We start from the raw sequence: 12,654 nt of genomic DNA on the forward strand, positions 1-12,654 counted from the left end.
AGATATTATCAAAAAGAACGGCATACAACATTGTATAAACGTAATAACGGTTTGAGTGTAAACTTGCACCGTTTATGTTATTACTTAAGTATGTTGTTAGCTGAAAATTAAGTTTGTATAATCCGCTACTGCGTTTATACGAGACCGTTAGGCACAAGCAAAAACCAAGCATTATGAAAAAAATATTGATACTTTTAATTGGAATTTTGATTATATCTTGTAACCAAACAAAAAGGAAAAAACAAAAAGAAGATATAAAATCGACAACTACGATTGAAAAATCTGAAAATTTTGATTGGTTGTTAGGAAAATGGAAAAGATTAAACGAAGAAGAAGGAAAAGAAACTTTTGAAAACTGGAATAAAATTAAGGAAACGGAATATTCTGGAATTGGCTTCACAATGCAAAATGGAGATACAATTAAGCAAGAAAAAATTCGATTAACTAAAGTAAATGGAAAATGGAATTTGATTGTAAAAGTTCCTGAAGGATCTGAATCAATTACTTTTAATGGAATCAGTCATAATGAAAACGAATTTACTTGTGAAAATAAAGAAATTGATTTTCCAAATAAGATAAAATATTGGAAAAATGGGGATAGAATAAATGCAATGGTTTCTGGTGGAGAAATGAAAATACCATTTGAATTTGAGAAACTGAGCGATTAAAGCCAGTGGTTAACAATTTGTATATTGCATATGCACCCTTCCTTTGAGGTGTGAACGTACCATACAAGAGACGTTACCTGCAAGCTGAAAAAAACTAATAACATTGAATTAAATTGATATACATTTGTACCGACCGGTCGGTTTATTTATATTTGTGGTATGAATTACAAGCATGATAAAGACAAAGTCATTAAAAAAGGAATGGAATTATTTTGGGCAAAGGGTTATCATAATTTGGGCGTAGCTGAAATCTGTAGAGAAACAGGAATGACTAAAGGAGCCTTTTACAACGCCTTTAAAAGCAAGGAAAATTACCTTAACTCTACAATTGAGAGTTATGGCAACTTAATTTCAGACCATTTGGAAAAAAGACTAACAAATAGTAAACTAAAGGCATTCGACAAATTGCTCTTTCTTTACAAAGAGTTGTTAGATGCACAGACCAAAAATAAGCATATAGGCTGTTTTGTGAATAATACAATGTCCGAAATGGGAGCCTTGAATGCATCCATAGCTTCTGCAACATCAGACCAATTCAACAAATTCTTGAATACTATTGAACCGACAGTTCGTGAAGCACAGAAAGATAAAGATTTGTGCAACACCATAAATTCAAAATTGCTAACGGAAATAATCCATACCACGTTTTTTGGTTTGCTCACAAGGTCAAAGAGCACAAAGACTTCTGGTAGTACAGTAATGACCACTTTTTTAAACACACTAAAAAATAGAAAATATGAAAGAAATTAATCAAATATGGGAAACCTATACGTCTTGTTGGTCTGAAGATAATTCAGTTGAACGGATTAAAAACCTACGAAAAATAATGACCGATAACTTTGAATACCTTGACCCAAACGTAGAGCTAAAAGGTTACGAACAGCTTTCAGAATATATGTCACAATTTCAGAAAGAATTTGTTGGAGCTTCTTTTACTATTACCGATATAAAAATTCATCACGGTAGAAGTTTAACACATTGGAATATGGTTAATTCAGAAAATGAAGTTGTTGGTAACGGTTCTGATTTCGCAACTTATGAAAACGGTAAACTGAAACAAATAACAAGTTTCTTTAAGGAAAACTAAAGTTTATGAATATCAAAGAAGACTTAATCCATTCTTGGTACTTAAACAATAAGGTTACAGTATACTTGCTTGATAACATCAAAAATGAATGGCTACCAACAAAAATCAACGGAAAAGGACGGAGTATTGGTGAACAATTTCAGCATATAAATAATATTCGTTCTTTTTGGATAGGTAAGGTTGGCGAAAAAACTGATTTAAAATTGGGCAAGAAATATGCTAATGATAAAAAACAACTCATTGATGCCTTGCATAAGTCATCGCAAAAAATGAATGAAACTTTATTCAAGATATTAGAGCAGGAAAGTATTAAAGGATACAGTCCGCATCCAGTTGCATTTTTTGCTCAAATGATTGCTCACGAATCTCATCACCGTGGACAGATAATGGCAATCGCATCCAGAAATAGTTTAGAATTAGATAAATCTCTAAATTTTGGATTGTGGAATTGGAACAACAAGTAAAAAATCGAGAAAAGCCAGCAGGTAGCAATGTATAAAAATAATAAGGGTTAAGTGCCAAACCCAAAGTTGGTACATATTAACAAAGCCCGCCAAATTTACAATTTGAAGGTTAAAAGAAATATAATGGTAAAATTGTAAATTTGGCTAAGTGCTAAACTGAAAGCAAGTTTTTTTATTCCCTTATTATTCTTATACTAAACGTTAGGAACAATTAGAAAAAATGAAATTCATTCAATTAATATCAATCTTTTCAATCTTATTTTCAGGATGTAATTCATCAAAGAATGTCAGTGAGAATAAAACAAATTCAAATTTCGACATTAAGTTTATCGATTACTTATTTAAAGATTATAGCGGAAGTAAACCAAGCGCAAGTATTATTGTAATAAAAAATGGAGAAATTGAGTTTGCAAAAAGTTATGGATACGCAGATTTAGAAAATAAAATACTCGCAACACCAAAAACAAATTATCGAATTGCTTCAGTTACAAAACAATTTACAGCATTGGCAATAATGATTTTGGTAAATCAAAACAAACTATCTTACGAAACAAAACTTACCGATATATTTCCTGAATTCCCTAAATATGGAAATGATATTACCATAAAACATATTTTGACACACCGTTCTGGTTTAGTAAAATACAATCGTTTTATCGAGAAAAATAGAACAGAACAAATGTTGGACAAAGACGTATTAAACGGACTTTTGAAAACCGATAGCACGTATTTCTATCCCAACACAAAATATGCATATAGTAATACTGGTTATGCCGTTTTGGCTCAAGTCATTGAAAAAATATCTGGAATGTCATTTGCAAAGTTTATGGAAAAGGAAATATTTCAACCATTAAATATGACTAATTCCAGAGTTCTTGAAATAGATAAAGAAATTAAAAATCGAGCTTACGGTTATATGGTTAAAGGCACTACGATAACTGCCAAAGACCAAAGTATGACAAGTGCCATTCAAGGAGATGGGGGCGTTTATTCATCTGTTTTAGACTATTATAAATGGGATAAAGTATTGTATTCGGATAAACTGATTTCACAAACTGAATTAGATAATGCTTTTTACAATTACGATGAAAACGGAAAATCTAATGAAAATGGCTACGGATATGGTTGGATAGTCAATTACGACAAAGGAGTTAAGATTTTGCAACACGGTGGTTCATCAACTGGTTTCGGAAGTCATGTCATTAGAGTACCTAGTGAGAATATTTCTGTAGCAATATTTACCAATAGAAATAAAAGAGGGCAAGAATTACCAAATAGAGCAAAAGCTTTAATAAGTCATTTTACAGATGGTAAATTTAGAATGCCATTTGAGATAGTTTTAGAAAAGGAAATAGACCAGAATGGAATTACTGACGCAATTGATTTGTACAACAAAATAAAAACAGATACTCTAAATTATGCTGTATCGAAAGGTGCATTATTCAATTTCGGAATTAGCTACATTAATGCTAATAAAAAAAATGACGCATTACAACTGTTTTCAGTTTTAGAAAGTGATTATCCAGACTATTTTGGTGGATATTATGGAACGGCTGTAATTTATCAACAAGAAAAGAAGATAGAAAAAGCAATAGAATATTTTGAAAAAACAATTGAACATTGTACAGAAAATGAAAAATGGGCATCAGAGCATTCCCAAAAAATGATTAATGAACTTTCGGAATAAAACTGAGCCTGACATAGTATGTAAAACATAGCTGATGAGTGCTAAGTCGAAAGGCTAGTGCTTTTTTATGCTATGTTTCATACACAAACCGTTGTGTTTAATTGTATTAAAATCAAGTGAAGAAATGCAATCTGAAATAAGCAAGACAAGGCGAGAATATATTAAACGAATAAATTACGTATTGGATTTTGTTGAAAAGAATCTTGATGCAGATTTATCACTTGAACAGCTATCCGAAAAAGCCAATTATTCATTGTATCATTTTCATAGAGTATTTTCAGCTATTGTAGGTGAAAATTTAAACGAATTCATCAATAGAAAGCGAATAGAACGTATTGCATCTATCTTACTAGTGGATAGTAGTAAATCTATAAAGGAACTTGCTTACAGTTATGGTTTTAATAGTGAAAGCTCATTTTCAAGGTCATTTAAAAAATATTATGGTATTAGCTCTACTGTGTTTAAATCGGAAGGAATAAGTGTACTTAGCAAGATTGGTATAGAACCTCTAACAATGGAAAAATACATTTGCAGCATTGATAACATTAAAAAATGGATTGATATGAATGCTCAAATAACAGTAGAAGAATTGCATGAGATAAAACTTGCTGGTATAATGCATATTGGAGAATTTGATAAAATTGGTGATATGTATCAAAGATTAATAGAATGGGGAACTCAAAAAGAAGTGTTGAGTGTGTCTGATTTTAAGGCAATTACCGTGTATCACGATAACCCCAATGTGACCCAGACTTCAAAAGTAAGATATAGTGCGTGTGTTACCATTAATAAGGATATCGAAGCAGAAGGAGAAATCAGACCACTTGTGATCCAAAAAGGTATTTATGCTATCGGACATTATGAAATTAAAGCAAAAGATTTTTCAAAAGCATGGGAGAGTATTTGTATATGGGTGATAGAGAATGAGTATAACTTTAGAGATGGAGATTATTTTGAAGTGTATCATAATGATCATAAAACTCATCCTGAACAAAAATTTATAGTAGACATATGTATCCCTCTTGAAAAAAGCAATAAAATTAAATTTGATAAAACTGATAAGACATTAAATAAGGGGAACTTATCCAATTATAGAAAGCAAATCAGTGAAGGGCAGATACAAAAGGATTATAGTCAATTGATAAATTACATCAAAGAATTAAGGACCTATTTTCGTAATGAATATGCTTCAGATTTTATAATAGGAAATATTTATCAAGGAAATATGGATTTTTCCTATTTTTCCTTGACTACTCAGGAATTGAAAAAACAAAAATTAAAATTTGTCATAATATTCAATCATAAGATGATGCGATTTGAAATTTGTTTATCTGGTCAGAATAAAAATATTAGGAAGAAATATTGGGAGGTATTTAAAGACAGTAGTTGGGATAAATACCATTTGGCAGAATCAATTAATAGCAGTCTTTCTATTATAGATCATATAATAGTGGAAAAGCTTAATTTTGATAATAGAAGTGTCTTAACAAAGCAAATTGAAACCGAATCATTAAAATTTATAAATGAAATTAGAGATATTCTCGAATGATAAAAACGACACTATACACAGAAGGTTAGCAAATACACAAAAAACAATATTGAGAGTAAACTAATTAAATGAAAAATCAAAATAAATTAGAGATAATAGGATTTATAATTTTAGTAATCGGAGGAGTTTTATTTCTAATCGACAACTTCTTGAATTTAGAATTCTTAGACCCAATACTAGAAGTTAGAGAAATCATTTTATATTTTGGACTTGCGATTTGGGCATTAGGATTGATGAAAAAAGAAAACCTCAAAAGAAAAAACTCAGAAAGAAAAGCAAATGGAAATATCGATAAGACCGGTAACATTAAGTGAATTGGAGATAATTTATAAAATTGAGGAAAATGTATTTTCCCCAATGAACTATCCACTATTTGTAATTAGACAGTATTATGATTTATTTTCAGATTATTTTCTTGTTGCCGAAAATGAAGAAAAGGAAATAGCAGGATATGTTCTTGGAGGAATTAATCCTAAAGAGAAAGTTGGCTGGATACTCGCTCTGGCAACTGAAAAGAGGTTTAGAAAACAAGGAATAGGCCTAAAACTAGTTTCGACCGTTATAAAAAAAATTAATGAGTTGGATATTGGCAGTATTATTTTGACCACCGAACCAGATAGTCCTGCAGTTGATTTTTATAAAAAAATAGGGTTCGAGATTATTAAAAATGATTCAAACTATTACGGAGGTAATTCACAACGAGTACTAATGGAATTAAAATAAAAGAATTTCTACATTTTTGATATAAATAATCCAGGAATATATGATAAAAATAAATAGAGAGAATTTTCGCGTTCTTGTCAACAAAACAAAAGTGTAATCACTAAACAAAACATTGTAAATTCTTTGATTTAACTGCTGTAAAATGAGTAAATTTAGAATCCATAAATAAAGATTTTGGTACAACCTATTCTTGATTAAGATGTAGGGCATAGTTTTCTATTCTGTATGTAGTAAAGTCTTTAAATTTTAAGATAAAAACAAGATATGCTATATACAATAATAGGAGCAGGAATCGGAGGATTAACCACAGCTTTAGCTTTTGAAAAATGTGGAATAGAGTATCAGATATTCGAAAAAGCTCCTGAGTTAAATGAAGTAGGGGCAGGGATTTGGCTCGCTCCAAACGCTTTGCAGGTGTTCGAATGGCTTGGGATACTAGACGATGTTGTAACAAAAGGAAATTCTATCGATAGAGTAACTGTAGGTACATCTGATCTGTCGCCTTTATCAGATAGTTTTCAACATGATGTAAAAGACAAGTTTGGGTATTCTACCATTGCTATTCATAGAGCAGAACTTCAGAAGTTATTACTTCAACAAGTTCCAAAAGAAAAAATCCATCTGGGAAAATCGTTTAAAGAATTTAAAGAAGCAGAAGAGGGACGAATCCAGGTTACTTTTAATGATGATTCTAAGGTCGAAACTGATTTTTTAATTGGTGCCGATGGAATTAATTCTAAAATACGAAATCAACTTTTTCCATCAAGCAAAACAAGATATTCTGGCCAGACCTGTTGGAGAGGTATAGCAGATTATACGATGGATGCTGATTTTGAACACAGAGGAATAGAACTATGGGGAAATCAAATTCGATTTGGAATCTCAAAAGTAGCCAAAGATAAAGTGTATTGGTTTGCAGTCTCATTAAGCAAGCCAAATCAGAAAGATGATGATACATTGATAAAAGATAAGTTGTTGAAAACATACGCTAATTTTCATCCATTAGTCAAAGAACTTATTGCAGCTACATCTCAAGATAAAATAGTGAGAAATGATATCAGTGATTTAATACCGCTTAATCATTGGTATAAAAACAACATTTGTCTCATTGGAGATGCAGGTCATGCCACAACTCCAAATATGGGGCAGGGAGGAGCACAAGCTATCGAAGATGCTTATTATTTGAGTAACCTTATTAAAAACGAAAATAATGCCAATGTTTTCAGGCTATTTCAGGAAAAACGAAAACAAAAAGTAAATACAATAGTAAAACAATCCTGGGCTACAGGAAAAATGGCACATTGGAAATACGGAAAAGGAATGAGGAATTTTATACTAAAAAGTATTCCAAAAAACTTGATTCAGAAAAAAATGAATGAAATGTATCAATTAGAAAAAGTATGTTAACTTTATATAATAATATAAATGCAGGATAAGAATATTGAAGTAATAATTAACGATAATACAAAACTATAAAAATGGAATCACCAAGTAGCATTACCATCAACGGATATAACCATGTTTCTTACCATTCTGATGTTTTCTCTGAAGAAGAGTTAGTTTTAAAAAGTAAATCATTTTATGATTGGTTAGACAAAAGGAGATCTGTGCGAGATTTTTCTGACAAACACGTTCCAAAAGAGGTTATTGAGAATCTTATCAAAAGTGCTTCTACTGCTCCATCTGGAGCACATAAGCAGCCCTGGACATTTTGTGCCATTTCTAACCCTGCATTAAAAACTCAAATCCGTAGAGAAGCAGAAATCGAAGAAAAAACCAACTATGGGAATAGGATGAGTGAACGATGGAAAAAAGACCTCGAACCACTAGCTACCGATATGAACAAACCTTTTTTAGAAATCGCTCCCTGGTTGATTATAGCATTCAAAAAAGCATATGAATTCGAAGAAAATGGTGATAAACATAATAACTATTATGTGAATGAATCTATAGGGATTGCGTGCGGAATGTTAATCTCTGCAATTCATAATGCTGGATTGGTGACATTAACCCATACCCCAAGCCCTATGAATTTTTTGACAAATATCCTTAAAAGACCAGCTAATGAGAGAGCTTTTTTATTACTCCCAGTTGGCTATCCCAAATTTCCTGCCTATGTGCCGGATTTAAAAAGAAAAGGATTGGATGAAATGACCGTTTTTTATGAATAAAATTAAAAACCTAAAGTAGAATTACTCTTTGTAATAAGGAAAAAAATCGAATTATTTCATAACCTGGATTAGAGATTTATGCACTAATCTTTTCGAAGACGCAATAATTTCTGGATTGATCATTACAATAATACCCTGCATTATTCTTTTTTTTGATTTTTTCGCCTACAGGCGGAAACCCTAAAAGAGTCAACATATTTTCAATATTCGATAAATCATTGACCGAAGTATGATTAAAAGAAATATGAGAATAATCACTATGGATATACACCTTTGAAATATTTTGAATCTGCAATATTTCCTTTTTTAGGGCTATAGCGCAATTATTGCATTTTAGATTTTGAATAGGGATTGTATTTCTAAACACCATAACAATTGTATTAAAATACTCTTGATAAATTAAATCCAAAGAAAAAAACTCCACCTAACCAATTATCGATATAACCACAGCTAGAATCTTGTTAATGTTTGATATTGATTTCATAATTTGTGTGTTTGGTTTATATTTATTTTAAATTTTGTCTCATGCTTTTGTCTTTTGATAATTTTTTTGAGAAAAGGTTACAAAATCTTGTGCCTTTTTTATGTGTAGAATCTCTAGAGGAAAAAAGAGGTTTGGGATAACTTTAAAAAGAAATAGTCATGTATGATAATGTGTAATCTGTAAAGTAGAAATGATACTATTTGAAACAAAAAAACTGTTTGTGAGACATCTAGAGGATAGTGATCTAGAATCTTTTTATGATATGCAAGGCAACCCTAATGTAATGCGATATATCAAAAAAACGATGAATTTTGAGGAGAGTAAGCAAGAATTGAATCGTTTTATTGGGTATTATAAGGATACTGATATTTTTTTTAAAATCTGGGCAGTAATAGAACGTAATAGTAATCAATTGGCAGGTATATGTGGAGTATATGAAAATGATAGATCAGAATTTGAAATAGCCTATCGGTTAAGAGAATGTTTCTGGGGAAATGGATTTGGTAGAGAAATAGCAAAAGGATTGTTTGGATACTGTTTTGACCAAATTAAATTAGATGAGTTAACTGCATACGCAAGTAAAGATAATATAGGTTCTATACGTATCCTTGAAAAAGAAATGAATTATGTTGAAGAATTTTATGCAGAAAAAGAAAATAGTATAGAACGAAAATATAGGTTAAGAAAATAGAACACCTGATGATACCGATGAATTAAGATATCATATTAAAGAAGTTGAATACCTTTTTAGAGATATTATTTTTTTTTTTGACAAAGGGGGGTAGGGTATCTAGAAAGTAAAGCGTTATAAAGAAGTAACAAATTTGTAAATCTGTAATAACACTAGAGTTTAAGGGACAAAATGAATTCTGTAATTCAGATTTTTTTAAATTTATAGATGGGAAGAATTATTTCTTCCCATTTTTTTTGATGTATAGTTTAAGATTTAAAATATAAATTCTTTTACACCTATTTGGCTGTCTATCGTTGCATCCTTATATTTTAACGTCCAACCCAGAGAATTAGTAAGGATATATATTTTCTGCAATTCACTAATGAGTCGATTTTGTGAATTGGTAACAAGTGTAGATTTTTTTACTTTTTTATCTAATTGCTCCATCACTATTTTACGTATAGCGTTATGATCTTCGGGGTTAAATTTATTAATAATCCCTTCTTCAATATCATGATATTTTATTTCCGGATTAATATTAACCTCTGCAGCAGGGATTCTTGTTATAGTAAGTGTTTTTGTTTCTTGATCAATAACATGTTCAATCTTTCTTAAGTCATAAGAGACTTGTACATTGGCATTAACCATTACAATTATTTTTTTCTTTGATGAGATTACTTTAAAATAGGTTTTGTCATTTTTATAAGTAATTATATCAGAAAAGTGTCCTTCTGTAACCACGAGCTTACCAACGTTTTTGATTTGATCCAGAATAAGACCAGAAGATGCTACTTCTGTTTTTTGGGTATTAGATTGATCAATAATATATTTGATTCCAAATACCAAGAGTGCTGTTAAAAGTGCACCGAGTAGAAAATTACGCATACATCTATAGTATCAAGTTGAGTATAAATGTACACAAAAAAATAGCCTTCTTATAAAGAAAGGCTATTTGTAATATAAATAAAAGAGTATTTTTTTAACGTTCCTGTGGTGGATATTTTTCTAAGATTGCAGTAACAATCTCATTCATTTTTTCTTGCTTTTTGTTCACATCCTTGGTTAATGCTGCAGAACCCATTCCTTGCCAGACCAATTCCTTTTTAGAGGCATCTATAAGGTCTATATAGAGCGTGCCTTCTGTAGTCGTAGAAACAGTATTGTATCCAGCTCCCCAGAACCATGGATTCCACCCCCATCCATAACCCCATCCGTAGTTATTTTGATAGATGTTTACATTTTCCTTAGTCTTTGTAAAAATACTTACCAACACATCTGGATTTGCTGATTTTGCAAAACCCTTTGAGGTCATATCTGCTTCGATAGCACGCAGGATACGTTTTTTGTCAAGATCGCTAATTTCTGCTTTGTCGATTCCAGGCTTGTAAAATGCAAAGCTTTTATAAGTGTTAAAATCAGCCTGCTTATCATAATCCGAAGCAACACGCACTGTGGAGCAAGAACTAAGAGTTATGATAAGGATTAATGATAAAAGTGAAAAAAATTTCATAATCCTAGTTTTTTATAATATCAAATAGATTTTGTGATGATTGAGAAAGATAAATACATTTTATCAATCATTTAATGAGCATTTGATATACGTTTAACAATAGCTATATTCAATAAATTTAACCACAATAATCGTACCATGAGACAGATAGCAAATCTATTTTTTAGAATAACTATTTGTTTTTTTGTCATAGCCATACGGGCAATGCCTGCAACCACTCTCACAACAATAGCCTCTTCTTAGGTGATATTGTTCTGTAAAACAACGATACCCTTCTGGAGTGATATAATAATCTCCTTCTTTTGGAGTTAATACTTTTTTAGGATTGTCCATAAGTTACAAAAATAGTATCTTGCAGTTATATGCCCATTGTTGTTAACAAATATTTGATAGGTCGCCATTTTGTTGGTATCGCTCTTTGGCCTTTTATTGTGATTAATAATTCTTTCCTCAAAGAGGATGAAGTCTTTATTAATCACGAAAAAATCCATTTAAGACAGCAGGCAGAACTGTTAGTTGTACCTTTTTATTTTTTTTACTTTACAGAATATTTGTTTAGAGTTATTCAATATAGAAATTTACAGCAAGCCTATCGTAATATTTCTTTTGAAAGAGAAGCATATCTTAATGAAGATAACCTCGATTATCTCAAAACCAGAAAACTCTGGAGTTTTATTAAATATCGATAAATGCACATTTTTTCTTCGGAAACACCACTTTCAAAAAATCAATCAATTACGCATTCTATTTTGGACAAAGCCGGAGTATTTCTTGATATCAAACGAGAAGATCAGATTCATAAAGACGTTTCGGGGAATAAATTCAGAAAATTAAAATATAACCTTATTGAAGCTAAGAGGTCTGGTTGCACTACTGTACTTACCTTTGGAGGAGCCTATAGCAATCACATTGCTGCAACTGCTGCTGCAGGAGAAATCATGGGATTACAAACCGTAGGAATTATTAGAGGAGAAGAACTGGCTGGCAATCTTGAGAAAACACTATCAGAAAATGACACCCTTCGATTTGCTAGTGCTTCAGGAATGCGTCTTAAGTTTATTAGCAGAACAGCATATCGAGATAAAACATCTTTAGCTTTTTTAGAACAACTAAAGGATGAGTTTGGTTCATGTTATATTATCCCCGAAGGAGGAACTAATGATCTGGCTGTTAAGGGGTGTGGGGAAATATTAACTGCGCAAGATAGTGACTATGATGTTATTTGTTGTGCAGTAGGAACGGGAGGCACAATCGCAGGAATCATTAATAGTACAGAGCCTCATCAGACCGTTATGGGATTTCCTGCTTTAAAAGGTGATTTCCTCGACAAAGAGATTAAAAAATATACATCAAAAACCAATTGGAGACTCATTCATGAATATCATTTTGGAGGATATGGTAAAATAAACCAAGAAGGAATTGAGTTTATGAATGTGTTTAGCGATCAGCAACATATTGCGTTAGATCCAGTCTATACAGTTAAGATGGTTTTTGGTATTTTTGACCTGGCACAAAAAGGTGTTTTTAAGAAAAATACTCGTATTTTAGCCATTCATACCGGTGGTTTGCAAGGGATAGCCGGAATGAACAAAAAATTAAAGAAAAAGAAACTACCCCTTATTACAATTGAATATTAAA

Annotated in this window: 17 protein-coding genes; 13 read left to right on the forward strand and 4 right to left on the reverse strand. The window is 31.2% G+C overall.

Annotated elements, in window-relative coordinates; translation table 11 throughout:
• The first annotated feature begins 173 nt into the window (after nt 1-173).
• The 10 genes from Z054_RS0120010 (at nt 174) to Z054_RS0120055 (ending at nt 8,349) form a co-directional block, all read left to right on the forward strand.
• Complete coding sequence (locus tag Z054_RS0120010; protein ID WP_024771815.1) at nt 174-668, forward strand: DUF6265 family protein; 495 nt, start codon at nt 174-176, stop codon at nt 666-668.
• Nucleotides 669-827: 159 nt separating this feature from the next.
• Complete coding sequence (locus tag Z054_RS0120015) at nt 828-1,418, forward strand: TetR/AcrR family transcriptional regulator (protein WP_024771816.1); 591 nt, start codon at nt 828-830, stop codon at nt 1,416-1,418.
• Nucleotides 1,405-1,755, forward strand: coding sequence for a nuclear transport factor 2 family protein (locus Z054_RS0120020; RefSeq protein WP_024771817.1), 351 nt, complete (start codon nt 1,405-1,407; stop codon nt 1,753-1,755). Before Z054_RS0120015 ends, Z054_RS0120020 begins: the two co-directional genes overlap by 14 nt.
• Nucleotides 1,756-1,760: 5 nt before the next feature.
• Nucleotides 1,761-2,219 carry a DinB family protein gene (locus Z054_RS0120025; RefSeq protein WP_024771818.1) on the forward strand — a complete coding sequence of 153 codons (459 nt, stop codon included), beginning with the start codon at nt 1,761-1,763 and terminating at the stop codon, nt 2,217-2,219.
• 220 nt (nt 2,220-2,439) lie between these two features.
• Entirely contained in the window at nt 2,440-3,906 is a 1,467-nt protein-coding gene (locus Z054_RS30445) for a serine hydrolase domain-containing protein (protein WP_024771819.1), read from the forward strand.
• A gap of 124 nt (nt 3,907-4,030) precedes the next feature.
• The gene (locus tag Z054_RS30450) at nt 4,031-5,455 is read left to right on the forward strand and encodes an AraC family transcriptional regulator (RefSeq protein ID WP_024771820.1); all 1,425 of its coding nucleotides are present in this window, start codon (nt 4,031-4,033) and stop codon (nt 5,453-5,455) included.
• A 68-nt stretch (nt 5,456-5,523) separates the two neighbouring features.
• Nucleotides 5,524-5,769, forward strand: a complete 246-nt coding sequence (locus tag Z054_RS0120040) for a hypothetical protein (RefSeq protein ID WP_024771821.1) — start codon at nt 5,524-5,526, stop codon at nt 5,767-5,769.
• The gene (locus tag Z054_RS0120045) at nt 5,735-6,178 is read left to right on the forward strand and encodes a GNAT family N-acetyltransferase (protein WP_084050491.1); all 444 of its coding nucleotides are present in this window, start codon (nt 5,735-5,737) and stop codon (nt 6,176-6,178) included. Before Z054_RS0120040 ends, Z054_RS0120045 begins: the two co-directional genes overlap by 35 nt.
• A gap of 264 nt (nt 6,179-6,442) precedes the next feature.
• Nucleotides 6,443-7,585 (forward strand): FAD-dependent monooxygenase, encoded by a 1,143-nt coding sequence (locus Z054_RS0120050; RefSeq protein WP_024771823.1) that lies wholly within the window; start codon nt 6,443-6,445, stop codon nt 7,583-7,585.
• Nucleotides 7,586-7,656: 71 nt separating this feature from the next.
• Entirely contained in the window at nt 7,657-8,349 is a 693-nt protein-coding gene (locus Z054_RS0120055) for a nitroreductase family protein (protein ID WP_024771824.1), read from the forward strand.
• A gap of 76 nt (nt 8,350-8,425) precedes the next feature.
• Here Z054_RS0120055 and Z054_RS0120060 read toward each other — a convergent pair whose 3' ends face one another.
• Nucleotides 8,426-8,719 (reverse strand): hypothetical protein, encoded by a 294-nt coding sequence (locus Z054_RS0120060; RefSeq protein ID WP_152538625.1) that lies wholly within the window; start codon nt 8,717-8,719, stop codon nt 8,426-8,428.
• Between the two features lie 334 nt (nt 8,720-9,053).
• Here Z054_RS0120060 and Z054_RS30455 point away from each other — a divergent pair, with 334 nt between their 5' ends.
• Nucleotides 9,054-9,524 (forward strand): GNAT family N-acetyltransferase, encoded by a 471-nt coding sequence (locus Z054_RS30455; RefSeq protein WP_161635316.1) that lies wholly within the window; start codon nt 9,054-9,056, stop codon nt 9,522-9,524.
• Nucleotides 9,525-9,779: 255 nt separating this feature from the next.
• On the opposite strand, the gene Z054_RS0120070 is transcribed toward Z054_RS30455, so the two are convergent.
• The 3 genes from Z054_RS0120070 to Z054_RS31825 form a co-directional block, all read right to left on the reverse strand.
• A complete protein-coding gene (locus tag Z054_RS0120070) occupies nt 9,780-10,391 on the reverse strand; it encodes a DUF4230 domain-containing protein (protein ID WP_024771827.1) in 612 nt (203 codons plus the stop codon).
• A gap of 94 nt (nt 10,392-10,485) precedes the next feature.
• Nucleotides 10,486-11,016 carry a DUF4136 domain-containing protein gene (locus Z054_RS0120075; RefSeq protein ID WP_024771828.1) on the reverse strand — a complete coding sequence of 177 codons (531 nt, stop codon included), beginning with the start codon at nt 11,014-11,016 and terminating at the stop codon, nt 10,486-10,488.
• A gap of 156 nt (nt 11,017-11,172) precedes the next feature.
• A complete protein-coding gene (locus Z054_RS31825) occupies nt 11,173-11,349 on the reverse strand; it encodes a DUF5522 domain-containing protein (protein ID WP_159025630.1) in 177 nt (58 codons plus the stop codon).
• A gap of 29 nt (nt 11,350-11,378) precedes the next feature.
• Here Z054_RS31825 and Z054_RS0120085 point away from each other — a divergent pair, with 29 nt between their 5' ends.
• Nucleotides 11,379-11,705 carry a hypothetical protein gene (locus Z054_RS0120085; RefSeq protein ID WP_024771829.1) on the forward strand — a complete coding sequence of 109 codons (327 nt, stop codon included), beginning with the start codon at nt 11,379-11,381 and terminating at the stop codon, nt 11,703-11,705.
• Nucleotides 11,706-12,653, forward strand: coding sequence for a 1-aminocyclopropane-1-carboxylate deaminase/D-cysteine desulfhydrase (locus tag Z054_RS0120090; protein ID WP_024771830.1), 948 nt, complete (start codon nt 11,706-11,708; stop codon nt 12,651-12,653).
• Nucleotide 12,654: the final 1 nt, after the last annotated feature.

It is taken from the genome of Aquimarina macrocephali JAMB N27, from assembly GCF_000520995.1.
In the GTDB taxonomy this organism is placed as follows: domain Bacteria; phylum Bacteroidota; class Bacteroidia; order Flavobacteriales; family Flavobacteriaceae; genus Aquimarina; species Aquimarina macrocephali.